The 25,110-nt window shown below is 62.6% G+C and carries 22 protein-coding genes; 11 read left to right on the top strand and 11 right to left on the bottom strand.

Going from position 1 to position 25,110, the window contains the following annotated elements; genetic code table 11:
- Positions 1–156 precede the first annotated feature (156 nt).
- Positions 157–594 carry a WYL domain-containing protein gene (locus SP6_RS20410; protein ID WP_050794202.1) on the top strand — a complete coding sequence of 146 codons (438 nt, stop codon included), beginning with the start codon at positions 157–159 and terminating at the stop codon, positions 592–594.
- Here SP6_RS20410 and SP6_RS10235 read toward each other — a convergent pair.
- On the bottom strand, positions 583–2,433 hold the full coding sequence (locus SP6_RS10235; RefSeq protein ID WP_037569177.1) for a methyl-accepting chemotaxis protein: 1,851 nt from the start codon (positions 2,431–2,433) through the stop codon (positions 583–585). The genes SP6_RS20410 and SP6_RS10235 overlap by 12 nt on opposite strands.
- A 185-nt stretch (positions 2,434–2,618) precedes the next feature.
- Positions 2,619–5,030 (bottom strand): bifunctional diguanylate cyclase/phosphodiesterase, encoded by a 2,412-nt coding sequence (locus SP6_RS10230; RefSeq protein WP_139063038.1) that lies wholly within the window; start codon positions 5,028–5,030, stop codon positions 2,619–2,621.
- Positions 5,031–5,238: 208 nt separating this feature from the next.
- Here SP6_RS10230 and SP6_RS10225 point away from each other — a divergent pair, with 208 nt between their 5' ends.
- Together SP6_RS10225 and SP6_RS10220 are read left to right on the top strand one after the other, a co-directional pair.
- Positions 5,239–5,670 carry a DUF4383 domain-containing protein gene (locus tag SP6_RS10225; RefSeq protein ID WP_037569173.1) on the top strand — a complete coding sequence of 144 codons (432 nt, stop codon included), beginning with the start codon at positions 5,239–5,241 and terminating at the stop codon, positions 5,668–5,670.
- Positions 5,667–6,737 (top strand): hypothetical protein, encoded by a 1,071-nt coding sequence (locus tag SP6_RS10220; protein WP_007405792.1) that lies wholly within the window; start codon positions 5,667–5,669, stop codon positions 6,735–6,737. The genes SP6_RS10225 and SP6_RS10220 overlap by 4 nt, the downstream gene beginning before the upstream one ends.
- 222 nt (positions 6,738–6,959) lie before the next feature.
- On the opposite strand, the gene SP6_RS10215 is transcribed toward SP6_RS10220, so the two are convergent.
- The 7 genes from SP6_RS10215 to SP6_RS10185 form a co-directional block, all read right to left on the bottom strand.
- Positions 6,960–8,582, bottom strand: coding sequence for an FAD-binding oxidoreductase (locus tag SP6_RS10215; RefSeq protein WP_007405823.1), 1,623 nt, complete (start codon positions 8,580–8,582; stop codon positions 6,960–6,962).
- Positions 8,579–9,520, bottom strand: a complete 942-nt coding sequence (locus tag SP6_RS10210; protein ID WP_269153437.1) for an alpha/beta fold hydrolase — start codon at positions 9,518–9,520, stop codon at positions 8,579–8,581. Before SP6_RS10210 ends, SP6_RS10215 begins: the two co-directional genes overlap by 4 nt.
- Before the next feature lie 194 nt (positions 9,521–9,714).
- Entirely contained in the window at positions 9,715–11,046 is a 1,332-nt protein-coding gene (locus SP6_RS10205; protein WP_007405805.1) for an alpha/beta hydrolase family protein, read from the bottom strand.
- Positions 11,047–11,183: 137 nt separating this feature from the next.
- Entirely contained in the window at positions 11,184–11,984 is an 801-nt protein-coding gene (locus SP6_RS10200; RefSeq protein ID WP_232252396.1) for an IS3 family transposase, read from the bottom strand.
- A 43-nt stretch (positions 11,985–12,027) separates the two neighbouring features.
- Positions 12,028–12,318, bottom strand: coding sequence for an IS3 family transposase (locus SP6_RS21505; protein ID WP_037569171.1), 291 nt, complete (start codon positions 12,316–12,318; stop codon positions 12,028–12,030).
- A gap of 38 nt (positions 12,319–12,356) precedes the next feature.
- Positions 12,357–12,815 carry a hypothetical protein gene (locus SP6_RS10190; protein ID WP_037569168.1) on the bottom strand — a complete coding sequence of 153 codons (459 nt, stop codon included), beginning with the start codon at positions 12,813–12,815 and terminating at the stop codon, positions 12,357–12,359.
- 115 nt (positions 12,816–12,930) lie between these two features.
- Positions 12,931–13,521, bottom strand: a complete 591-nt coding sequence (locus tag SP6_RS10185) for a TetR/AcrR family transcriptional regulator (protein WP_007405786.1) — start codon at positions 13,519–13,521, stop codon at positions 12,931–12,933.
- Positions 13,522–13,621: 100 nt separating this feature from the next.
- On the opposite strand from SP6_RS10185, the gene SP6_RS10180 reads away from it, so the two are divergent.
- The 4 genes from SP6_RS10180 to SP6_RS20070 are packed head-to-tail and all read left to right on the top strand — an operon-like array spanning position 13,622 to position 20,150.
- Entirely contained in the window at positions 13,622–14,812 is a 1,191-nt protein-coding gene (locus tag SP6_RS10180) for an efflux RND transporter periplasmic adaptor subunit (RefSeq protein ID WP_007405845.1), read from the top strand.
- 5 nt (positions 14,813–14,817) lie between these two features.
- A complete protein-coding gene (locus tag SP6_RS10175; protein ID WP_007405846.1) occupies positions 14,818–18,006 on the top strand; it encodes an efflux RND transporter permease subunit in 3,189 nt (1,062 codons plus the stop codon).
- A 3-nt stretch (positions 18,007–18,009) separates the two neighbouring features.
- Positions 18,010–19,500, top strand: a complete 1,491-nt coding sequence (locus SP6_RS10170) for an efflux transporter outer membrane subunit (protein ID WP_007405811.1) — start codon at positions 18,010–18,012, stop codon at positions 19,498–19,500.
- Between the two features lie 17 nt (positions 19,501–19,517).
- Positions 19,518–20,150: a TetR/AcrR family transcriptional regulator gene (locus tag SP6_RS20070; RefSeq protein ID WP_007405825.1), complete on the top strand. Its 633-nt coding sequence runs from the start codon at positions 19,518–19,520 to the stop codon at positions 20,148–20,150.
- A gap of 158 nt (positions 20,151–20,308) precedes the next feature.
- Here the strand turns inward: SP6_RS20070 and SP6_RS10160 are convergent, their stop codons facing one another.
- Positions 20,309–20,926 (bottom strand): tyrosine-type recombinase/integrase, encoded by a 618-nt coding sequence (locus tag SP6_RS10160; RefSeq protein WP_037569163.1) that lies wholly within the window; start codon positions 20,924–20,926, stop codon positions 20,309–20,311.
- Positions 20,927–21,269: 343 nt separating this feature from the next.
- On the opposite strand from SP6_RS10160, the gene SP6_RS21700 reads away from it, so the two are divergent.
- Positions 21,270–21,740 carry a J domain-containing protein gene (locus SP6_RS21700; RefSeq protein WP_082052475.1) on the top strand — a complete coding sequence of 157 codons (471 nt, stop codon included), beginning with the start codon at positions 21,270–21,272 and terminating at the stop codon, positions 21,738–21,740.
- Between the two features lie 1,184 nt (positions 21,741–22,924).
- On the opposite strand, the gene SP6_RS10155 is transcribed toward SP6_RS21700, so the two are convergent.
- Positions 22,925–23,824, bottom strand: a complete 900-nt coding sequence (locus SP6_RS10155; RefSeq protein ID WP_007405776.1) for a LysR family transcriptional regulator — start codon at positions 23,822–23,824, stop codon at positions 22,925–22,927.
- 99 nt (positions 23,825–23,923) lie between these two features.
- Here SP6_RS10155 and SP6_RS10150 point away from each other — a divergent pair, with 99 nt between their 5' ends.
- Genes SP6_RS10150 through SP6_RS21640 form a run of 3 tightly spaced genes read left to right on the top strand, consistent with a single transcriptional unit; the run spans position 23,924 to position 25,037 of the window.
- Positions 23,924–24,253 (top strand): nuclear transport factor 2 family protein, encoded by a 330-nt coding sequence (locus SP6_RS10150; RefSeq protein ID WP_007405840.1) that lies wholly within the window; start codon positions 23,924–23,926, stop codon positions 24,251–24,253.
- On the top strand, positions 24,250–24,813 hold the full coding sequence (locus SP6_RS10145; protein ID WP_007405808.1) for an oxidoreductase: 564 nt from the start codon (positions 24,250–24,252) through the stop codon (positions 24,811–24,813). Before SP6_RS10150 ends, SP6_RS10145 begins: the two co-directional genes overlap by 4 nt.
- Positions 24,810–25,037 (top strand): SDR family oxidoreductase, encoded by a 228-nt coding sequence (locus SP6_RS21640; protein ID WP_269153438.1) that lies wholly within the window; start codon positions 24,810–24,812, stop codon positions 25,035–25,037. Before SP6_RS10145 ends, SP6_RS21640 begins: the two co-directional genes overlap by 4 nt.
- Positions 25,038–25,110: the final 73 nt, after the last annotated feature.

The following is a 25,110-nucleotide window of genomic DNA, read 5'->3' as shown; positions in this document are numbered from 1 at the left end:
CGCCCTGGCCCCCAGCTCCCGTCCAGACCCACTTTTGGACACTCGGCGAGCTGACGATCCCCCGGTTTCTCATCCGGGCGTGATGCGATTTTCCGACCTTGGACGTTCGTTCATAAATTCAATAGACGCGAATATCTGTCGCGCTTCGCCGTGCGAATGCGCCTGCCCTTGGGGACGCATCCGCTTCGCTCGCGGGTCGCCGTCGATCTCGATCTCGATCTGCTCCGCACAGCTTGCGGGGAGGAGTTTAGCGTCCGGATCGCCTATCGCGACGCAAACGGGCGGCGGACCGAGTGCCAGATCCTGCGGCTCGGTATGTCCTACAGTCCACGCACGCTGATGCTGGTCGGCTGGTGCCTATTGCGCGAAGCGCATCGAACGTTCGAGATGTTCCGGATCGAGGCCATCGAGCGGGGCGAACACAGCTTCCGCCCGCGCCGTGTACAATTCCTCCGAGAATATGTTGCTCTGCGAACCGCAGAATGGAAGAGGAAGGAGCAACAGGCAAATCACCGGAATGAGAAAACACAAAGGGGAGCACACTTGAGCCCCCCTTTTTCCATGCGAACCGTCAGACTGAGGTCAAAATTCTGACCAATCGTCCTGCACCACGGCAAGCGCGGCTTTGCCGGCATTACGTGCGGGTGCTGTAGTAGCGACCTTCCGGCCGGCACTGACAGCCCGTTTTTGAAGTTCATGTACGGCAGGCAAAGCCGGGCGACCATTGGCAACCTTAAAACGCCTTACCTGGCGGGACAACTCGTCCGCCTCCGCCGATAGAGTGCGCGCCGCAGCGGTTGCCTCTTCGACCATCGCGGCGTTCTGTTGGGTGACCCCGTCCATCTCAGCAACGGCGGTATTGACCTGCTGCAGCCCCGTCGCTTGCTGGGCGGCGGCCGAGGCAATATCCGAGACGAGCGTATTGATCTCGCCGATCCGTCCAGTGATACGGGTCAGTGCATTGCCCGCTTGCTCGACCAATTGAACCCCGGCATCGACCTGCTGGCTCGAAGCGGTAATACGCTCCTTGACGTCCCTGGCCGCATCGGCCGACCGCTGAGCGAGTGCCCGGACCTCCGAAGCGACAACTGCGAAGCCCTTTCCTGCGTCTCCCGCACGCGCGGCTTCGACACCTGCATTCAGTGCCAGCAGATTCGTCTGGAAGGCGATGCCGTCGATTACGGAGATGATCTCGCTGATCTCATTCGACGATCGCTCGATACCGTGCATCGCCGCAACAGCTTGGCGGACGACATCGGCGGACTGGTCGGCATCGGTGCGGGTTTCCGTAACGACTTGATTCGCACGCTTGGCATTCTCGGCCGTCTCACGAACCGTTTCGGTGATCTCGTGCATCGCAGCGGCCGTTTCCTCCAGGCTGGCAGCCTGCTGCTCCGTTCGCTGTGACAGGTCGTCGGACGCCTGACGGATGTCGCCTGCGCCATTGTTAATGCCGCTCGCCACATCGGTTACCGCTGCCATCGCGTCATTCATCGCACCCAAGGCGTGATTGAAGTCCGTTCGAAGTTTGGCGAATGGCCCCGTAAGATCGGTTTCGATCCGCGTGGTCAGGTCACCGTCGGCCAGCGCACCCAGTCCTCGCCCAACGCTGTCGACGATCAATGTCGTCTGGGCTGCCTTGGCCTCATCGGCCGCAAGCAATTGCCCGCGCAAATTGTTCAAGGCGCCCGCCAATCGCCCAACTTCATCACGGCGGTCATGATCGACCGACGTTATGGACATGTCGCCACTGGCCAAAGCCGTCAAACCGGAAGTCACTTGGTCCACCGGACGTGCGATCTGCCGGACCAGGAGAAGCAATATGCCGACCAAGGCAGCGCATGCCAGCACGACGACCAGTGCGAGCAGGGTAACGACGTGCGAGTGGAGGTCGGACGCCTCCTGACGCTGTTGTGTCGCCAGCTTCATTTCGAAGGACACGAGCGCACTGACACGATCTGACAGTTCATCAAACAGCAACTCGCTTCGCCCCCGCATGATAGCGGTCGCCTCTTCATTGTGATTGAGACGGGACAGAGCAATGATTGTCTGATGCTGCTGAAGATAGGCATTCCACTTCTGGTAGAATGCCATCAAAAGCTGCCTTGCCTCAGCCCGCACTATGGTTCGGTCGAGCACCGCGTAATTTTTTTCTACGACGCTCCTCGCAGCGGTGATCTTTTGTTCGGCAGCCGTCATATCAGCGGGCTGAGTTGCCAGAATGTGCTGCACTTCCGCTATCCGAAAGTCCGACGTCGCAGTATCAATTTGCTGAGCGGCGACTGTCTTCGGCATGAGGTCATTCGACACATAGCCGATGGCCGTGTTCATGTTACCGATTTGGATGGCCGAAAAACCTGCTACGCTGCAAACGACCGTAGCGATGATAAGGAACGCAACCGCAAGTTTTTTCGGGATTGAAATGTTTTTCATGGGGCCATCCATCCAGTGGATCCGCCTTGTAACAAACCAAAGTAAATCAATTATCTATGACATGTATGTAATGCCCAGGCACAGCAGATGAAATTGGGCATGTCGGGATGCTTACGAAAATCAAGTTGGGCTACCCCACTTTTGAAGCATCGCCGGTTTACACCCAGGATTGCCTTCGGCGCGCGTCAAGCCACCCTATCGGCGTGGACATAGTGGGGCATACCCATGTCGACCAGCGGGATGAGCGGACGGCCGATGTGATACCCTTGCACGGCGTCGCAACCAATTTCTCGACACAATGCGAGTTGGTCCGATGTCTCGACGCCTTCGGCATGTGCAATGACGCCCAGCTCGTGCCCCAGCGCGACCGTTGCCCGTAGGACCGCCATCGAGCGTGGATCGCTAGCCGCACGCAGCACGAAACTGCGATCGATCTTGATCCGGTCGAAGCACAGATCGCGAAGATGGGAGAGCGACGACTGGCCGGTCCCAAAATCATCCAGCGCGATTTTGAACCCCAGTTTGCAGATACGCTCCAACCGGCCTGCGACCTTCACGGGATCGCGGATCAGCGCAGTTTCGGTGATTTCGATCTCCAGCCGCTCGGCAGCCAAGCCGTTGGCTATAACGGCCTGTGCGAGGTGATCGAGCAACGCATCCGATGCCAACTGTGCGGCGGAAACGTTGACCGCTACATATAGATGAGGCGACCAACCTGCCAGGTGCCGACACGCTTCGGCGATCACCCACCGCCCGATTTCGTCGATCAGGCCTGCATCCTCGGCGATGGGAATGAAGACATCGGGCGAAATCCATCCTCGGACGGGATGTTGCCAGCGCAACAGTGCCTCATAGCCGCAGGTGATACCGGAAGCGAGGTCGGCGATCGGCTGAAAGGCCAGGCGAAAGCCGCCGCCTTTCACGGCATCATGAAGGCCGTCAACGATCTCCTGCCGCTTCAGGAGCGCCTCTGTCATGGCGTGCTCATAACGATGGGCCCGTCGACGGCCGGCCCGTTTGGCGTCGTAGAGTGCGAGGTCGGCGCGCCTCATCAGTTCCTCACCCGACAGCCCAGCCTCCCACTCCGCTACACCAATGCTGCATCCCGGCAGGAGGCGATAGCCATCAATAGTGACGGCATTCGACATCTGGGTCACGACAGTCTGTGCGAACGTCGTGGCTTGACCGATCGGCAAGGCCATCACGATGGCCATCTCGTCGCCGCCCATACGGGCAACGAAGCTGTCCGGACCGACCAGGCCATGCAACACCTCCGCACAATGGATCAGGAGCTTGTCGCCGATGCCATGGCCGAAGGTGTCGTTGACCTCCTTGAATTCATCGAGGTCAATGAGCAGCAGACTGAACGTTTTCGCCTTATCGATCAGGGCCGCCATGCGTTCTTGAAGCGCCCGGCGATTGCCGAGATTGGTCAGGACGTCATGATGCGCATGGTAACTCAGCTTGCGGCTGGCCTGCCGTTCGACCGTCACGTCGTTGAACGTCAGGACCACGCCTTGCTCGGTTACCGGCCGGCACTGCATGACATAGGTGCGGCCGTCCTCCATTTCGCACTCACGGTCGAACGATTCAGCGGCATGAACCCAGGCCTTCATCGACTGGCCAACAAGCGTCCGTTTGTCGGGATGCCAGTTTCGGTACCGTGCAATGGTGTCCAGAAAGGTGTCGATGGTCACACCCGTTCGCAGTGCCTCGGGCGGCGTATCGAACAGGGTCAGGAAACGCCTGTTGTACTGGCGAAGCCGCCCGGCCTTGTCGATAAAGACCAAGCCGTCTGACATGCTCTCGATCACCGCCTTGAGCGTCTGCGCTTCCCGCTCGCGCCGCAATCGCGCTTGCGAGGCGGATAGAACGCCACCCAGACAGGCGATCAAGACGGCAAAGGCCGTGCATGCAGCGACGAGGCCGGGAGACATGGCGCTGCCATGGACGATTGCCAGCGGCGCGGTAACGACGTCTCCAGCCAGGCTGATGAAATGGATAGCGCATACAGCACCGACAAAAGAGATGCTGGTCGCCAGCCGGGGGAAATTGGACGAACGACGGATTTGCCAGTTGATCAGGATCGCCGTACCGATCAGCCCGCCGATCAGGTTTGTCATGGTGGAGAATTGGTGACCGCAATCCATCAATGCGGACAGGCCGACGGCATGCATGCACCAGATGCCGAAACCTGCTGTCACGGCAAGGGCGAGCTTCCTGCTCCGTCGCTCGACCCTGGCCAGGGCCGCGATGGGCAGGCCGACCAGAAGGATCCCCACCACAGCAGAAAGTGCTGTGCGATCAGGTGCATAAGTCAGGATCAGATCTGGGCGATAGGCGGTCATCGCGCTGAAATGGGTCGACCACACTCCCAACCCGGCGGCGAGCGCCAGCCCTCCGTCGCGCCACCCAATTGGGCTGATGCGGGCATGACGAACTTCTGCCGTAAGCAGCGCTACCAACCAGCCTGACGTCAGGCAGATGCCGATAGAAACCGCAAGAAGGTAAGCTGAATAAGGCAGTAAAGAGGAGATCAAGGGGGAGCCGATCACAGCAAAGAAGTGGCTACGGCTATCCCACGTCTTGGTTAACAATCTATATCAGATTAATGCTTTATGATTGGCCCAGCCCACACCCCGACGGCGCGGGGTGGGACATAACAGGGGCGGGCGACCGACACACCCGTGATCCTCTTCCGGTTAAGCGAGTGGAATTGAGAACTGTCGCACGATTTGTCCCGCAATCCGCTCATTGTTTGCTAACCGCCTTCGTGGCAAGCTGGGGAAGTCAAAGGGGGTGACGATGAACCGGGTTCGGGTGTTCGGGGCAGCGTACTGCATCGGTTTCATGCTCGTGGTGGCCATCGGCTATGTGCCGCAATTTCATGACGCCGATGGCAATCTGTTCGGGCTGTTCAAGCTCGACCTTTATGACGACAGCCTGCACTTCTTTTCCGGTCTGTGGGCTGGTATCGCCGCGTGGTGGTCCTATGGCGCGACACGCCGTTATTTCCGCCTGTTCGGGCCGCTCTATTTCGCAGACGGTGTGATGGGGCTGTTCCTGGGCAGCGGCTATCTGGATGGCGGCATCTTCCTGTACGGACCGCTCCGGGAGTCGATGTATGCTCACGTCTTCGCCAACCTACCGCACCTGGTGATCGGTGGCGTCGCGATCTGGGTCGGTTATCGATTGGCACAGGCGCCTGCGGGGGCAGCGCAGCCGGCGGTGGCGTGAAGCGCCGCTGGCGCCTGGCAGCGCTTGCGAGTGGGCTGATCGCCGCCATCGTGCTGGTGCCAATGGCGTATATCGAGGGGGGCTGTCGTGCGCCGCTCCCAGGCCTTGCCGCCGCGCCTGACCGTACTCCGCTTCTCCCCGCAGCCGATCGGCGGCCGGAGGCGCGCACATTTCTCACATATCCCGAATGGCACATCGTCTACGAAGCGGAAGCCTTTGCGCGGCACTTGGCCGCCGGCAAACCACCGAGCAGCTTTGCCTATGGCAAGCAGATCGGACAGTTCTGGACAAGCTATTGCGCCGTCAACCGGATCACCCACACAAGCCCGGAATCAGGCGCGGCCAAGGTGACGATCTACACGATCGGCATCAGCTACACGGTCGAGCTAGCGGTCAAGGCCGCCTATGAGCGGACGATCGGGCGACTGTTCGAAGCGACGAGCGGGTGGAACAGCGCCGACGACCGCCATGGTGCGCACGTCCAGCAACGCTACGGCGCCTTCCTGCATGAAACGCCCTGGTACCGATTTCCTTTCCGCGAAGCGCTGAAAGGCGAATGGCAGACCCGGGAGCCGACGCTCCATGCCCGGCATTGGGAACGCCGGTTCGCGTTGTCGGCGGAATACGGGGTCAAGGCGCTCTACGCCAAGGCGATCGATGCTGCGACCGGCGCTACCGTCGGGCGTGACGAACCGACGCTACGGTTGGTAGTGCGCGGCGATCCTGCCGTCCTCCGCGCCATTGACTCGCGGTTGAAGGTGGTCGGATCGCTGCCTGGTGGGCTGAGGGTGGTGGAGGCGCCGCGTTATCAGCAGTTCAACGATCTGCTGGCGAAGTTGTCGGCAGCGCAGGTTCAACTGGTTGAGATCGCAGGCAATGGCACGATCTTCGCCACCTTGATCCTGCCTGACCGCGTGCCCCCACCAGGACCCGCCGTGCTAGCGATGCCGATCGATCGGACGGGTTGGCGACGCGTCGGGGTCCCTATTCCGGTAGCCCGCCTGCTCCCCCTGATGACGCGCGTCCGCGCGCTCGGCGGCACGGTTGAGCATGTTTACGACTATTAGGGCGGTTGGCCGTGCCGTTGCCCAGCTGGTCGTAGTGCTCGGCGCGTGGGTCCTGATCCTGTTGGCAATGCCCTTTGTCGGGCCGGCCGGCCGGCAAGTGGCGGTGATCGGCGATGGACCGGCGGCAGTGCGGGTCATCGCCGCGGCGGGCGGGCACGTCGTGGAGGTCCGCCGTGGAGCGACGCTGGCCCGCGGTGACGATGCCGGCTTCGTTCGCCGGCTTTACGCCAACGGCGCGCGCGCGGTGATCGAGGGTCGGATTGGCGCCGGCTGCTTCGCGACCAGGGGCGCGTAGCGGGCGTACCAGGTGTTGCTGAAAAGCCCTTGCGGATCCCAGTCGCGCTTGGCGGCGAAGAAGGTGCCGATCTCGGGATAGGCGCGCTCGAGCTGTGCGGGCGTATAGTGCAGCTGATAGGGAAGGAAGAAGCGGCCGCCGTGGCTGGCGGTGAGGTCGATCAATTCGCCGGTCAGCCGCCGCATCGCCGCCGTGCCTTGGGGCGTGGTCGGCTGGTTGAGGTAGAGCACTACCGAGAACGCCGGCTCGGGCGCGTAGCTGAGCGCGTTGTCCTCCGTGCCCACCGCCCGTATCGACGCGTTGACGAGGTTGGCGTGCTCGCGTTCGAAAATCGCGCGCATGCCGTCGATGAACGGCACAATCTGCGCGCGCGGGATGAAATATTCGTGGAGGATGTCGGTCTCGCTCGGCAGATTGTTGAACAGATAGGCGACCGAATCGTGCATAGGGTCGTTGCGCGCGACCAAGCAAGCCTCGCCCGACCCTTGCGCCTGCGCCCGCGTGATCGTGCAGCTCTCGAACCGGTGCTCAAGATGCTTCTCGCTCCACCATTTCCAACGCTTGAACGTGTCGTTGCGCTTGGCGAGGTTGACGGTCACGCGGCGGATTTTGGTGGAGGTCACTTCTGATAGGGCCGCGCGGTTCAGCGCCTGATCCTCGGGGTGCTTGGTGTAGGTGTACACCAACGCCTCGCGCAACAGGCTGCCGGGCGAGGTTGACAGGTGGACATAGCTGAGCCCAACGCGGGGGTCGGCGGCGATCCGCTCGAAGGTGGCCGGGAAGGTGCGGTAGTCGATGATCTCACGGCCGGAGCGATAGACGTCGTTGGGTACCACATCGAGCGTCGCCGACAGGATCACGCCGAACAGTCCGTAGCCGCCGACCACATGCCTGAACAGCTCCGCATTCTCGTCGCGCGACGCGGTGACCACCCGGCCATCTGCGAGCATCAGCCGGACGCTGCGCAGCGAGCCCATCACCGCGCCCGCCTGATGATCCATGCCGTGCGCGTTGACGCTGATCGACCCCCCGACGGAGAAGATGTCGGTGGACTGCATCGCCTTCACCGCGAACCGCGGGTGCACGGCAAGCTGGATCGCGTGCCAGGTCGCGCCGCTACCCACCGTGACAGTGCGTGCCGCAGGGTCGAGCCGGATCGCGTCCATGTCGCGCATGTCGAGCACCACGCCCCCGGCGCGGAACGCCTGGCCACCCATCGAGTGCTTCACGCCCGCTGCGGAAACGGTAAGCCCGTGGGCGCTGGCATAACGCAGCGCCGTGGCGACATCGGCCTCGCTTCGCACGCGGACCACGCCGGCGACGGGCGTGCGGCTGAGGCAGCTCGCGTCATTGACATGGCCGCCGCGCTGCGCCCAGTTCGGTTCGCGCGCGGCGGCGGCGCGCGGCCGCTCCTGCGGCAGTGGCGGCAGCACGGTGGCGCAATCCTTGGGGCCGGCGGGATCGGCAGCCAGCGGCGCGACATAGGCGGCAGCCCCGGCGGCGGCGAGCGCCAGAATGGAGGTTCCAACCAACAGGCGCTGAGGCTTCATCGGACCGGCTCCGCAATGGCGGCGTCGAGCGCCGGCAGGAAATGAACGGGATCTTTGATATGGGGCACATGGCCGACGCCGGGCAGGCGGGTGATCGGCGCACCCAACAGTCGAGAAAGGCGCAGGCCCTGGGCGATCGGCGTCACCGTATCGGCCTCTCCCCAGATCAGCCGCACGGATGGCTTCATCAGGCGCAGCACCGGAAGCCAGGCCGCATAGGCGGCGGTGGTGCCGGGCCGGCGCATCGGCGCGCGCAGCGTCTCCCGCCAGCGCGTTGCCGCTTCCTTGTGGGCGAGCATCGATCGAGACAGGGCGCCGATCACATGCGGGTTGGTAAGAGTCGCCGCAATCAGCGGCTGTGACAGGACGGCTGACCGGAGCAGGGGCACGCCCCCGGACGAGGGGGGATCAAGCTCGCCCAGCGCACCATCGACGAGCACCAGCCGCGCGACCTGATCCGGATGGCCGAGCGCGAGTTCGGTCGCCGAGCCGCCACCGAAGCTATGCGCGACCACGACCGCAGAGCCGCGCGCCGTTGCCGACAACACCGCAGACAGGCGAGCGGCCTGCGAGCGCCGGTCGTAGCGTGCGGCCGCATCGTGTTCGGAATAGCCGAACGGCGGCAGGTCGACTGCGACCACATGATAGCCCCGTGCCGCCAAATGCGGCGACACGTCGCGCCAGAAGCCGCTCCAGCCTGCGGTACCCGGCACGATCAGAACGGTTCGGCGGGTTGACAAGCCGTGTTCGTCCGCTGCCACCCGGCCGAGCGGGGTGGCGACCGAACGGAGGTGGGCAGGCACCCGCCCGTCGCGCTCGCGCTCGCGCACCCATGCCGCAACACGAATTACAGCAAGCACCGCTGCTGCCGCCAGCAGCACCAGAAAGCGGCGAAAGCAGGCGCGGGGGACCATGCGCCCGGTAATAGCCCAGAACACTTACGGAGCCGCTACCAATCGAGCTGCCGAAGCGGACGCGACGTTGTGGGAAACACGACTCAGCTTGGGCATCTTCAGCGTCCGCTTGAAGAAAGCGGACCAATCACGAACGGCTGTTCCGATCGCTCGGCCCCGGATGAACCAACGTCCAGTTTTGGAGGGCGGTATGGGTGGTCCGAATGACTGCAACTGGGTCATGATGACGAGCCTGACCTTATCCAACCACTAATGAGGTCGAGCGCGGACGGATCGACCGTCGTGGTGATCCGCCCGTACTCGCTGGGTGATCCGGTGGTTGCGGGCTGCAGCAGATGGTTCAACCCAGGCAGCTCGACGATCTTGGCTTTCGTGTTGCTCGCTAACGCCTGGCGAATGAGGGGCAGATTGCGATCGGGTAGGACCTGAAGGTCCTTCGCGCCTGCAACGACGAGGGTCGGCACCTTAAGAGCCTGTAGCGCAGGCAGGGGATCGTCTTTCAGAAACGCACGGTACCATGGTGATGCGAGACCCTTCGCCTGCATGGCGGCGCGGTCGTTCGGTACACCCGCCGTGACAAGAATGTGCCGTGCCGAGCGCTCTGCCGTTGCGCTGTCCGGTGCTGCCGCCACCGCGGCCAGCAGGCGCCGTTGCAGTGCGTCGTTAGCGGCCGCGGTCGCGATTGGCACGCCGTTGGCGATGGATATGGCCTTGGCCTGCGATGCGATCGTTTCCGTTCCTGTTTCCGCTGGGGTCGACAATAAGATCGCGAAAGCGACACGCCCGTCGGCATTCGCCACGGCCGGGGCGATCTCGGCACCTTCGCTATGTCCCAACAATCCGACTTTCCCGGTGGCGATTCCGGATTGTTTGCGCAGCCAGTTCAATGCGGCGGTCGCGTCGGCGATGAAATCGCGCTGGGTAGCTGTAGCATAGCTACCGGTGGACTTGCCAACGCCGCGCTTATCGTAGCGCAGCACCGCTATGCCTTCCCGCGTCAATCGATCGGCCAGAACAAGGAAGATGCGATGACCCTCGATGGTCTCGTCGCGGTTTTGTGGGCCGGATCCGGCGATCATGACGACGGCAGGAAAGGGACCTTTGCCCTTTGGCATGGTCAAGGTGCCCGCCAAAGTAACGTTACCGGCAGGTACGCTTACGTCTACTGTCGCGTAAGGGAAGGGTGGCTGAGGTGTCTGAGGACGTTCCCGCACCGCCTCCGATGCCCCAGCCTGGCGGCGCTGAAAGCTCGCTTTCATCTCCATTCCGCCTTGCCGAAACGGCCCCGCAAGAACGGCGCAGTCCCTAGACAGAGTACCGTCGAACTCGGCCTTTGTAGACGGCATCACGACCTTCACGCCGTCATCGCCGGACGTGACGTTGACTGGAATGCCGCGCGCATTCTGGTCGGGGCTGTCGATCGTGCTGGCTGTTGCTCTCAAATGCAGCACTAGCGGAAGCTGGATCCCCGCCGGGACGGTGAGCGAGCCGTCCCAGTCGCCCAACGGCGAGCAAGCGGCAGTGGCGGCAAGCAAAGCGATAGCGATCATTGAACAACGATAGGCTTCGCACCGCCGCCATCAATAGCAAATGGGAGTCTGACTAAATGCTTGGAGCGTTATGAACGAGCGTCCGCATTTCGGTAGATTTGCTGAACTGGCCTGCTGCCGGTTCCGCGGACACGAGGTTAAGCTACCTGCGCTTGCCGCTCGAAGTCCATGGGGCTGAGGTAGCCCAGGGTCGAGTGGCGGCGCGTCGGATTGTAGAAGCGCTCGATGTAATCGAACACGTCGGCCTTCGCGTGATTGCGGGTACGATATGTTTTCCGTCCAACCCGCTCGGTCTTCAGCGAGGAGAAGAAGCTCTCCATCGCCGCGTTGTCCCAGACGTTGCCCGACCGGCTCATCGAGCAGGTCACGCCGTTGTCGGCCATCAGCCGCTGGAACTGCTCGCTGGTGTATTGGCTGCCCTGGTCCGAGTGGTGAAGTAGGGCGTCGGGCTTCCCGCGCCGCCAGATCGCCATCATCAGGGCATCGGTGACGAGCTGGGCGGTCATGGTGTCGCTCATCGACCAACCTACCACGCGCCTGGAGAACAGGTCGATGACGACGGCGACGTACAGCCAACCCTCGGCGGTCCAGATGTAGGTGAAGTCCGCGATCCACCTCTGGTTGGGCGCCTCGGCGGTGAACTGGCGATTGAGGAGGTTGTCGGCAATGACCGACCGCAGGCCGTCGTCCTTGGGCAAGCCACGACGTCGCGGGCGCGCCTTCAGACCGTGAACACTCATCTGCCGCTCGACGCGATGCAAACCACATGAGGGGCCTTCGGCCAGAAGGTCATGCCAGACGCGGCGTGCACCGTACGTCCGATAGCTGGAAATGAAGCTGGCGCGAACCCTGGCGCCGAACTCCTCGTCGCTCCGGGCACCCGAACTAGCCAGGCATGAAAGCCGCTGCGCGAAACACCGAGCGCTTCGCAGATCCACGATACGGGCCAGGTCCCCCGGTGCTTCGCTACGAACTCGAACCTCATATCGAGTCCCTGGCGAAGTAGGCCGCCGCTGTTTTTAGAATGTCGCGCTCCGCCTTCATCCTGGCCAACTCGCGGCGTAGCCGCTCAATCCCCTGCTGCTCGGGCTTCATTATTCCATGACCGGGAAAGGCCGAGCCAGGATCCGACCCGTGTTCACGCACCCATTTGCGCAGCACGTTCTCGTGAAGGTCCAGATCCCGGGCGGCCTGCGACACCGATACTCCGCGCTCCCGGACCAACTTCACCGCCTCGAGCTTAAACTCCCGGCTGAACTTCCGTCGTTGCATTCACACCCTCCGGTCCCAAAAACACCTTATCTCGGTGTTCACGAAACCGGCAGCAGACCAGATCGGCGGGGCGTCGTCATAGATCGGGCGCATGGCGCTCCAATCGCCTCGATGTTCAAGTCGTTCCATATGCGAACCGGCGTGATGCTCCCAAGACCCGAGCATCGTTCGATGAAGCTAAGTTCGGCCAGACGGTCTAAAGACTTAAAGGCGTGTAGGTGGGGTAAGCCCTTCCGCCCGCCGGGCATGGCGATCCGGTGACTCTCGACGATTGCCCATACGTTGGTGATGTGGGGATACGCGCCTTCGACCGTCTCAAAGGCGGTTTTTAGGGTGTAGCCGATCGCAGAAATGTCAATCATTGGCTCGGCCTCATTCATTAGGATGAGCAGGCCGCCAGCGTCTGGCATTTTCAGCCGGGTCTTCATCGCGCCGATCTGTTCATTTGCTTTCTGAAGATGCCGCCGAACAGCACGTCCCGCCATGTCGATCATCATGTTGGAGATGGCCTCGCGGTCAGGAAGGCCCTCAATAACCTTGGAGACGCCAACCGTGCCGAATACGATTGGCGCATCGGGCTTGGGCTGAGGATAAATTGGGATTAGTCTGATACTATTTTGCCCCGTCGATCAGACACTTGATCAACCTATCGCTGGCGGGCTTCACGGCCTCCTGATGAAGCGTCCGGGCGCAGACCGAGCCGAGCGAGATGATCATGAAGGCCTGCGCCAGGGTGCGGTGCTCTTCCTCCACTACGTCGCTACCCATTAATCCGGCGAAGGCGCGGCTGATATTTGTGAAGGCTTCGGCGCGTACCTCGAGGAAGATCGCGCGAATCCGCTCGTTGCGCGCCGCCTCCGCCGCGATCTCTAGGAACAGCCGGTCGCCGCATTCATCCTTTCGGCACGGCGTCGAGACCAGCCAGCTGATGATTCCGGCGCGATCTCGGTTCGTCAGTGCCGTGTTGAGCGTCTCCTGGTCGGCAATCCGTTCGCAGTCGGCCGCGACGATCGCGGCGATGATGTCCTCCTTCGAGGGGAAGTCGCGGTAGAGCTGTTGGACGGCGACCCCGGACTCCTTGGCGATCGCGGCTATCCCCGTAGCATGAAAGCCGTTTTCGACGAACAAGCGCCGGGCGACCTCCTTGATGATGTTCCGGCGCAGTTCTGCGCGGGTAGGGGTTGTGCAATCGATATTCGTCACAATGGGGCCTCTTCTAATCGGTTGACGCGCTCGATCGGCGGGTCTAACTCCGCTGTTTGTGAGTGATCGCTCTCAAACAATTTTTCAAGCGGGAAATGATATGTCTTCCAATCGGCTTATGGGTCGTGTGTTGGCATCTGCCGCCTTGCTCGCACTGGCCGCTTGCGGTGCTGGTGGCAAGCAACAGCAGCAGCAGGCGGCGCAGGGGCCGGCGCCAGTCGGTTATGTGGTGGCGAACGAGCAGCCTGTCACCCTCACAACCGAGTTGCCCGGCAGGACTGCCGCATTCGAAACCTCCGATGTCCGTCCCCAGGTCAACGGCCTGATCACTCAGCGACTGTTCGTCGAGGGCGACCTGGTCCGCCAGGGGCAGCCGCTATACCATATCGACCCGGCGCCCTACCAAGCCCAGGTCGCCAGTGCCCGCGCCGCGCTGACCCGTGCGCAGGCGAGCATCGCGTCGAGCGCCGCGCTGGCGCGCCGTTACGGCGAACTGGTCAAGATCAACGCGATCGCCAAGCAGGAATTCGAGAACGCGCAGACCAGCGCCGCCCAGGCCCGCGCCGACGTCGCCGCGCAACAGGCCGCGCTGCGCACGGCGCAAATCGATCTGGCCCGCACCACCATCCGTGCGCCGATCACCGGCCGGATCGGCCGATCGGTCTTCACGACCGGTGCGCTGGTCTCGGCGTCGCAGACCGATGCGCTCGCCACCATTCAGCGGCTCGACCCCATCTATGTCGACATTCAGGAACCGAGTGCCGAGCTGCTGAAGCTGCGCCAGCAGATCATGAGTGGCCAGTTGACTCGTGACGGCCATGCCCCGGTCAAGCTGAAGCTGGAGGATGGCAGCGATTATGGTCCCCAGGGGACGCTGCGCTTCGCCGACGTCACCGTCGATCCGACGACGGGCACGCAGGTGATCCGCGCGCTGTTCCCTAATCCCAACGGCCTGTTGCTGCCCGGCATGTTCGTGCGCGCGTCGCTGGTCGAGGGGACCCGATCGAACGCCTTCCTCGTGCCGCAACGCGCCGTCAGCCGTGATGAGAAGGGGCAGGCGACCGTGATGGTGATCGGCGCGGGCAACAAGGTCGAGGGGCGCACGCTCCAGACCGGTCGGTCCGTCGGCGACAACTGGCTCGTGACCAGCGGGCTGAAGGCCGGAGACAAGATCATCGTCGAAGGCGGCATGATGCTGCGCCCGGGCATGCCGGTGCAGGGCAAGCCATGGGATCCCAACGCCAAGCCCGCGGCCGCGCAGCCCGGCAAGGCCCAGGCACAGGCGAAGTAACAGCCATGTCACGCTATTTCATCGACCGCCCCATCTTCGCCTATGTGCTGGCGGTGCTGGTCGTCATCGCGGGGCTTTTGTCCCTGCGCACGCTGCCGATCGCACAGTTTCCGGCGATCGCGCCGCCTGCGGTGTCGATCACCGCCAATTATCCGGGCGCCGACGCCCAGACGCTGGAGAACACCACCACCCAGATCATCGAGCAGCAGATGAAGGGGATCGATCACCTTCGCTACTTCTCGTCCTCATCCTCCTCGGCGGGCAGCGTGACGATCACGCTGACCTTCGAGCAGGGGACCGACCCTGACATCGCGCAGGTACAGGTTCAGAACAAGCTGCAGGCGGCAACCCCGCTTCTGCCGCAGGAGGTGCAGCGTCAGGGCATCATCGTCGCCAAGGCGACACAGAATTTCCTGCTGTTCGTCGGCCTTTATTCCGAGAACGGCAAGCATGACGCCGACGACCTGGCCGACATCGTCGCCTCGCGGATTTCCGATCCGCTGTCGCGCGTCACCGGCGTCGGCGATACCCAGATTTTCGGCTCGCAATATGCGATGCGCATCTGGGTCGATCCGATCAAGCTCAACAATTATGCGCTGACCATGGCGGACGTGACCAACGCGGTCACGGCGCAGAACGCGCAGGTGTCGGCGGGTCAGATCGGTGCACAGCCCGCGCCAAAGGAGCAGATGCTCAACGCGACCGTTTCGGTCTCGTCGCGGCTCACCACGCCCGAGCAGTTTGCGCAGATCCGCCTGAAGAGCAACACCGATGGTTCGATCGTCCGGCTGGGCGACGTTGCGCGTGTCGCGATCGGCGCGGAAAACTACGCCTTCTCGGCACAGTGGAACGGCAAGCCCGCTTCGGGCATCGGCATCAAGTTGGCGCCGGGTGCCAACGCGCTCGACACCGTCGTCGCGGTCAAGGCGCGGGTGAACGAACTCGCCAAGACCTTCCCCTCCGACGTCAAGGTCATCTTCCCCTACGACACCTCGCCCTTCGTGCGGCTGTCGATCGAGCAGGTGATCGAGACGCTGGTCGAGGCGGTCGTGCTCGTCTTCCTCGTGATGTTCCTGTTCCTCCAGAATTTCCGCGCCACGCTGATCCCGACGATCGCGGTGCCGGTGGTGCTGACGGGGACGTTCGCGGTGCTGGCGGCGTTCGGCTATTCGATCAACACGCTGACCCTGTTCGGCATGGTGCTGGCGATCGGCCTCTTGGTCGACGACGCGATCGTCGTGGTCGAGAATGTCGAGCGCCTGATCACCACCGAGCATCTGTCGCCCAAGGAGGCGGCGCGCAAATCGATGGACGAGATCACCGGCGCGCTGATCGGCATCGCGGCGGTGCTGTCCGCCGTGTTCCTGCCGATGGCGTTCTTCGGCGGGTCGACGGGCGTGATCTATCGCCAGTTCTCGATCACGATCGTCTCGGCGATGGTGCTGTCGGTCGCGGTCGCGCTGATCCTGACGCCGGCGCTGTGCGCCACCATCCTGAAGCCGCACGACCCGAACAAGGCGGAAGGCCATGGCCCGCTCGCGCGCTTCTTCCGCTGGTTCAACGACCGGTTCGACCGTGGGCGCGACCGTTATGAAAAGGGCGTCCGTTCGACCGCGCGGCGCTGGGGGCGCTCGCTGGTCGTCTATGCGCTGATCGTCGCGGGCATGGCCTTCCTGTTCATGCGGTTGCCGAGCGGCTTCCTGCCCGACGAGGATCAGGGCGTGATGATCGCGCTGGTCCAGGGGCCGCCGGGGGCGACCACGGCGCGGACCCAGAAGGGCCTCGACCTCGTCCGGGACCATTTCCTGAGCGATGCGGGCGACGCCATTCGCGGCGTCTACACGATCAACGGCTTCAGCTTCGCAGGCCAGGGCCAGAATAGCGGCATCGCCTTCATCCCGATGAAGGAGTGGAAGGACCGTCCGGGCGCCGAGAACAAGGCACAGGCGATCATCGGTCGCGCCATGGGGGCGTTCGCCCGCTATAATGACGGCCTGATCTTCGCGGTCATCCCGCCCGCCGTCCAGGAACTGGGCAACGCGACCGGCTTCGACATGCAGTTGGTCGACGAAGGCGGCATCGGGCACGACAAGCTGCTGGCTGCGCGCAACCAGCTGCTCGGTATGGCGTCGCAGAACAAGTCGCTGGTCGGCGTGCGTCCCAATGCGCTCGACGACGCGCCGCAGCTCAAGGTCAATGTCGACCAGGACAAGGCGCGCGCGCTCGGCCTCGACCTGTCGACCGTCAATAGCACCATCGCGACCGCCTGGGGTGGTTCCTATGTGAACGACTTCATCGATCGCGGCCGGGTGAAGCGGGTCTATATCCAGGCCGATGCCGCCTATCGCATGGCGCCCGAGGATATCGGCGACCTCTATGTGCGCGGGGCCACCGGCACGATGGCGCCGTTCACCGCCTTCTCCTCCTTCGACTGGCATCAGGGGCCGATGCAGCTCACCCGCTATAACGGCCAACCCTCGATGGAAATCTTGGGTCAGGCCGCGCCGGGCGTGTCGTCAGGCGCCGCGATCAAGGCGATGGAGGAGATGCAGGCCAAGCTGCCGCCCGGCACCCGGCTTGACTGGACCGGCCTCAGTTATGAGGAACAATTGTCGGGCGGTCAGGCGCCCGCGCTCTACGGCCTGTCGCTGCTGATCGTCTTCCTGTGCCTCGCCGCGCTGTACGAAAGCTGGTCGGTGCCGATCTCGGTGATGCTGGTGGTGCCGCTGGGCGTCGTCGGTGCGCTGCTGGCCGCCATGCTGACCGGGCTGAACAACGACATCTATCTTCAGGTAGGCCTGATTACCACGATCGGCGTGTCGGCGAAGAACGCGATCCTGATCGTCGAATTCGCCGAGGAGAAGATGCGCGAGGGTCTGAGCGCGTTCGACGCGGCGATCGAGGCCGCCAAACTTCGCCTCCGCCCGATCCTGATGACCAGCCTGGCCTTCGTCTTCGGCGTGTTCCCGCTGGCCATCGCCAACGGCGCGGGCGCGGGCGGCCAGAACGCCATCGGTCGCGCGGTGGTGGGCGGCATGTTGTCGGCGACGATCCTGGCGATCTTCTTCGTCCCGATGTTCTTCGTCGTCGTCATGCGGCTGTTCGACCGCAGCAAGCAGCGCAGGGCCGAGGGCGATGTGCGTCCGCACGACGATGGCCACCCCGATGCGCCGTCCGTGCCGCAGGGAGTTTGATCCATGATCCGTTCCAAATCCACGCTCGCCCTGCTGGCGGCCACGATGCTCGCCGGGTGCAACTTCGCCCCCAAATATATCCGCCCGGTGGGGGCCGTTCCCGCGACCCTGCCCCAGGACGGCATCTATCCGCCCGCCGCCTCCGACGCGCCGGACGTCACCAGGATCGGGTGGCAGTCGTTCTTCACCGACGACCGCCTGCGCCGCACCATCGCGCTGGGGCTGGAGAACAACCGGGACCTGCGCATCGCCGCCGCCAATGTGCTGCAGGCGCGGGCACAATACCGTGTCCAGCGCGCCGATCTGGTCCCTTCGACCAGCCTGTCGGGTTCGGGCACCTATACCAACAACATCCAGGGCGCAGCGGGCGCGCTGGGTGGAGCGGCCGGCGGCGGAACCGGTGCAGGGGCGGGGGCTGGTACCGGTGGCACCGGCCTCGGCACGGGGGTGGGCTCCTCGTCGCGCAACCTCGAATTCTACTCGGCCAATGTCGGCTTCTCGGCCTTCGAGCTCGACCTGTTCGGGCGCGTCCGCAACCTCAACCGCGCCGCGCTGGAACAGTATTTCGCGACCGAGGAAGCCCAGCGCGCGACCCGGATCAGTCTGATCGCCGAGATCGCGACGGCGTGGCTGACCTACGCCTCGGATCAGGACCAGTTGCGCATCTCGCAGGAATCGCTGAAGTCGTTCGAGCAATCGCTGGAACTGACGCGGGCGCAGTTCCGCATCGGCGTCGCCTCGGAACTGGAGGCGCGCCAGGCCGAGACGACCTATCAGGGTGCGCGCAACGACATCGCGGTGCTCAAGACGCGGGTGGCGCAGGACAAGAACGCGCTCGACCTGCTGGTCGGTACGCCGGTGCAGACCGATCTGTTGCCACAGGGCCTGGCCGATGGGGGCGCGGCCTTGCCGCTGCTGCCCACCGGCCTGTCCTCCGATATCCTGCTGCGCCGTCCCGACGTGTTGCAGGCCGAGCATCAACTGATCGCACAGAACGCCAATATCGGTGCGGCGCGCGCGGCGATGTTCCCGCGCGTCTCGCTGACTGCGACACTGGGCACGATCAGCACCGCACTCAGTGGGCTCTTCGCGGGCGGCAGCTTCACCTATACCGGCGCGCCGTCGGTCTCGCTGCCGCTGTTCGACGGCGGGCGGCTGCGCGGCAATCTCGACGCCGCGCGGGCGCAACAGCAGGCGGCCGTCTCGACCTATGAAAAGACCGTCCAGACCGCCTTCCGCGAGGTCGCCGACGCGCTGGCGCAGCGCGGCACCATCGACGAGCAGATCGCGGCACAGACCGCGCGGGTCGAGGCGGCCAACGTCGCCCTGAAGATCTCCGATGCGCGCTACCGGACGGGCGTCACCTCCTTTCTGACGACGCTCGATTCCCAGCGCACCGCCTATTCCGCGCAGCAGCTGCTCGTCACCACCCGCCTCAACCGCGAGAGCAACATGGTCGAGCTGTACCGCGCGCTGGGCGGCGGGCTGAACTAGGCAAAATGGGTGACAGGATGGTCCTGCCCCTGCGCGATGGCGGCCCCGCGATGCCGGTAGCCGGGCGCGGCCGCCCCAGTCTCGAACGAGCGGCGGAGATCGGCCATCTGGTCGTCGAGGCGGCGATCGCGGCCTTTGTCGAGCAGGGCCTCGATATCTCGATCGAGCAGATCGCCCAGTCGGTCGGCGTCAGCAAGCAGGCCGTCTATCGCCGCTGGTCGAGCAAGATCCGGCTGCTGATGGACGTGATGGACCGGGTGATGGCGAAGATACACGCCAAGCTGAGCCAGGACCTGCCCGACGACGCCTTGCTCGCCCTGAAGGAGCTGTCCCGCCGCATGTGCGAACCGGACGGCGGGGTACGCGAACGGACCATGACGATCCTCATGGCGGAGGCGCTGGAGGACACCGCCGTGCGCCATTGGCTGGGCTCCTGGCGAGACCAGCATTTCGCCTTCTACCGGCGATACGTCACGGCGGTCCTCCCGATGGAGCGATCCGAACGGTCGGACGAGACGATCGCACGAATATTGCTCGACATCGTCGAGGGGGTAAGCCGCGAGGCGTATTGGCAGGATCTGTCCGATGCAGAATGCGCGACGCTGTTTTCGCGCAAGTGGGGAGCAAGCTTGCCCCTGCTGAACGAGTGACCGTAAGCGAAAATCGAGAATAGCGGACTGGAAGCTTTCCGCCGCTCCGCGCCATTGCCATTGCTGCCCCCGTCCAATTCTGCTGTGAAAATCGACATGAACGAATATTCGAGGTCAGGAAGCAGGCAGGGGGCTTTGAATGACCGCAATTGGGCCGGTTAGACGTCCGTTCGTTCGGCCAACTCCAAAGCGTCCTCCACATCGACGCCTAAATAGCGAACGGTGCTATCAACCTTTGCGTGATCAAGGAGAATTTGAACGGCGCAGAGATTGCCGGTCGCCTTGTAGATAATCGAGGCCTTCGTTCGCCGAAGTGAGTGCGTTCCGTAATCCTGCGGCGTCAGGCCGATGCCGATCACCCATTCCCGTACAGGACGGGCATATTGGCGTGTGCTCATGTAAGCCATGTAATCGTTGCGGCTCGGGAAGACGGAATCGTTGAGTGTACCACCGCGCCGTTCCAGCCACACACGTATTGATTTATGGGCCGTATCCATGAGTTCGAACTGAACAGGACGCTTGGTCTTCTGCTGTACGATGATGGCGCGATCCCGCACACGCCCGCCTGATACCAGATCACCGATGCGAACTTTGACCCCGTCACAGCGGCGTAATTTTCTATCGATAGCAAGGTCGAACAGCGCTCGATCACGTATTCGCCGATGTTGATCCAGCCAAAAGCGAATGGCCCAAACTTGCTGCTGCTTAAATGCCCGCTTGGCACCAACCAATCGGCCCTCATTCCAAGGGCGAAGTACGTGGAAGGCGGGGGCCATTGCCGAGTGACCCATCGCTTTCCTCCATTGCGCCAAGTCGGTGCCAACATCATAATCGCCCGCAGTAAATGCGCGGCTTGGAAACGTGGTGGATGCCCTATCATCCAGACACATTAAGGATCGTCCGATACTGTTGATCGCAAAGGTTCTGGCCTATGTCACTTTCTAAGAATTGGCATCGGAGGCGATTGTGGTTTTGTTGAAATACCCAACATGCGTACGGAAATGGTAGCCATCTGACGGTTGACGCCAAAAGTCGCTCTTCTGATCGCCGTGAAGGTTTGATTGTGATGGCCCGCCAGGTGTAGGTTCGTTTTACGTTTTAGCGACAGGTGACAACCAGATGGCTTTATCACCCGACTATTATGCCGTTCTCGGGGTGCCCTCGACGGCAAGTCGTGACACCATACACTCCGCGTGGAAGGCGCTCCTCCGTCAATATCATCCCGATGCCAATCATGGTGTGGATGTTTCTGCTCGCGCGAAGGAGATCAATGAGGCGTATGCCGTTTTAGGGAAGAAGGAAGCGCGCGCAGCCTACGATCGCCTACATTTCAAGCAGTCCGCTCATCAATCTAGCGGGCATCGCCCGGTTCATACGAGGACAGCCGGCAGGCGCCCTATCCGACCTAACCCGTCCATGCCGCCCAGCGGTAGTTTCTCGAAGCCGCTAGATACCAACGACTGGCTGGTCGGCCTTTTTCTGTTAATCCTCACCGCTGCCCCGTTAGCTACCATCCTTGTTCTGTATTACGAGGAGCCCGGTTCGGCATCTACGGTTCGACATAGCGTGGCAGTTCGCCGGGTACCATAGCCCGCCAAAGCCGTCCGCACCTCGTCGAGCATGAAGCTCGGATTTGCACAGCCTGCTTCCTAAAGTGTCCAGAACGCGGTGATGAAAAAGCCGCGGAAGTTGGGCGGCAGAAAAGGGATTATGGATGTCTGATCCTGGGCCTCCTCGGCGGCAGGGCAGGGCGGCTTCCGCCCACTCGCGGGCATTCCATAATTTCTCACAGATGTGTCGATGCGCATCTATTGCCTTCCTGTCGCTATCTTGATGCTTGTCGGATGCAATACCGAAAAGTCAGAGTTCAACCAGTTTTCGAAGGCACAGTCCGCATCCGGGTTCGGTGCAACCAATACCTGGCACATCGATCTAGCACTAAACACCATAAATATTCAGGAAATGCGCGATAGAGCCTATCATTTTTACCTTGCCAGGAAAAGTAAAGATCGCAAATATTAGGTTAACCAAGGCAAAACTATATTTAGACATGTAAATGCTTCAGTTTGGTTAGAATATTTCGATCGGGAAAGATGCCAATTGAATGGTTCGTTGCAGATCATCAGCGAAACAAAGAGGTTTTTCAACGTATTCGAAATTATTATGAAGGTGTTTGCCGAGATCAGGGGGGGCGGCTGATACCTGCGGCTTAGGCCGGTGGATGATGGCCGGCATGGGATCAGACTATTTTAGTATCGTCCCGGTTCCCTAGCGGAAGCGCCCCGATCCACGGCGCTTGCTGCAATGGTTGACGGTCGGTCAGATTCGCTCTCGCCCACTTGCGGCCATTCGCGAGTTGGCTACTCATCGGTCAATGACGTTGAAGCCTGCGACGAAGTTGAAGCTGGCGGCTCTCGCCCGGCCCATTGCGATCGCGCTCGCACCGGTCGCAGTCTTGCTTATGGCTGCTGGCGCAAGCTTTTGGCTGACAGCGGCTTGGCTCGCTAGCAACGGGATGTTGACCTTAGCTCCGCATGTCCGCGTTGCCGACAGAGCATCTACTGGAACGAGCGAAGTCCATGGAGGACGATCCTTGCTGAGCCCCATGCGGTTTGCACTCGCTGCGGCTTCGAATTCCATCACTGATGTCTGCTTTCTACCCTTTGCGGGACGTTCGTCCGACCAGCGCGACGGTGGAAGATGCGCTATTTCCAATATGAACGAATGGCAGAAGATGGGAAGCTGGTGAGGTGCCCCCAATGACCGACTATGGGTCAAAGTCGTCCGGCGGCAAAATCCCGAGCGAGCGCGACGAACCTCTGAAAGGCCGCTGAGGAATTGCGTCGGTTGGGGTAGTAGAGGCACAGCGGCGCGAGAGGCGGCGTCCAGTCTTCGAGGATGCGGACGAGTCGTCCAGCCGCGATGTCCTCACGCACGTCAGGCTCCATGAAGTATCCGATCCCGACACCGTTCGTCACCGCGATCGGGGCGAGCGATGCTTCGTCGAGCGTGATCGGGCCCTCGACGTCGACCTGCAGCTCTTCGCCGCCTTTCTCAAAACGCCATCGGAACAAGGCCCCGTTGGGAAGGCGTATCCGAAGGCAAGGAAAGCCCAGCAACTGTTGCGGCACCTGCGGGATGGTGCTGTCGGCAAGAAAGGTCGGTGATGCGACCACCGCCATTCGCCGCATCTGGCCAAGCGAGATGGCGATCGCGTCGCTGGGCACCAGATCGGCGCTGCGGATGCTGAGATCGAAGCCGGCCGCCACGACATTAATCAGCCGCCCCTCGGTGACGAGATCGATGTGAACTTGGGGGTAGCGCTGAAGGTAGGTGAGAATGAGTGGCGCCATGATTTCGCGCGCGGCAGTCGCGAAGGCGTTGATCCGCAAGGTGCCGGACGGCGTCTCCTGTTGGGAACGCGCCGTGTTCATCGTCTTTTGGGTGTCTTCGAGCGCCGGCTTGATCTGTGCGACGAAGCTGCGCCCCGCATAGGTGAGCGAGACGCTGCGCGTGGTGCGGTTGAACAGGCGAACCGAAAGCTCCCGCTCAAGCTTGCCGACTGCGTTGCTGATGGCAGTGGTCGACATGCCGAGATCGAGCGCCGCCGCACGGAACGAGCCGCACCGGACGATGGCGAGAACGGCCTCAAGCTCGATGAGGGAATGACGCATGATTGTCCCGGTTATCGCGATGCCTCATGCCGCTTTGTCTCGATTATCACGGGATTAGTCCATCGCTAGATCATCCTCATCAACGTTGAGGAAATGACCATGCTGATGGACCTGCCCAAGCCGATCGCCAACTATGTCGAGGCGAATGCCCGTCTCGATCTTGACGGCATGCTGAAGCCGTTCCGGCCCGACGCGGTCTTCATCGACAACGGCAAGCACTTCGACGGGCAGGCGGCGATCCGCCGGCTGTTCGAGGAAGAGGTGATGCTGGTGAAGGCGATCTTTACGCCCGACACCGTCCGAAACGACGGCGGCGATGTCATCGTCGAAGGCCCCGCGCACGGCGATTTTCCCGGCAGCCCGCTGCGCTTCACCTACCGCTTCACGCTGGAGGACGGCGCGATTAAGACGCTGGAGACGACGGTATGAGCATCGAGGCCGATCCCAACGAACTCGCGGGCAAGCGTGTGCTCGTCAGCGGCGGCACCAAGGGGCTCGGCCGTGCCACGGTCGAGCGTTTCCTCGCTGGTGGCGCGCAGGTCATCTCCGCCGCCCGGACTATCAAGAATCCAATTGAGGGCGTCGCGTATGTCGAGGCGGATCTGACGACGGCCGAGGGAGGCGAGGCGCTGGCGGCGGCAGCGTTGGAGCGGCTGGGCGGGATCGACATCCTGGCCCATGTGATTGGCGGCTCCGCGATGCCGCCCGGTGGCTTTGCAGCCCTGACCGACGACATCTGGCTGTCGGAGCTGAACCTGAACCTGCTGGCGACGGTGCGCCTCGACCGCCTTCTGATCCCGCAAATGATCGATCGCGGCGGTGGCGCGGTGGTGCATGTTACGTCGACCCAATCGGTGCTGCCTTTGCCGGAGTCCACCACCGCCTACGCTGCCGCGAAGGCGGCGCTGAGGACCTACAGCAAATCCATCTCCAAGGAGCTCGGTCCGAAGGGCGTCCGCGTCAACATCGTGTGTCCGGCTGGATCATGACCGAGGGTGCGGTCGATCTCGTGAAGGGTATGCAGGCGAGCAACGGCGGCACCTATGAGGACGCACGGCAGGCCGTGATGGCGTGGATCGGCGGCATCCCGATCGGCCGTGGCGCCGAGCCATCGGAGGTGGCGGACCTGATTGCCTTCCTGGCCTCGGATCGTGCTGCCGCCATCCATGGCGCCGAGTTCGTCATCGATGGCGGTACGGTTCCGACGGTCTAAGAATAGGCGGGGATTCGTTGACTTCTTCATCTTACCGGCACGAAGAGGCCTGTCGGTAGACGGTTGTAGCAGG

This window comes from Sphingomonas paucimobilis NBRC 13935 (assembly GCF_000739895.2).
In the GTDB taxonomy this organism is placed as follows: domain Bacteria; phylum Pseudomonadota; class Alphaproteobacteria; order Sphingomonadales; family Sphingomonadaceae; genus Sphingomonas; species Sphingomonas paucimobilis.
Note: the sequence above shows the minus strand (reverse complement) of the source record. Positions and strands in the feature narration are given on the sequence as shown.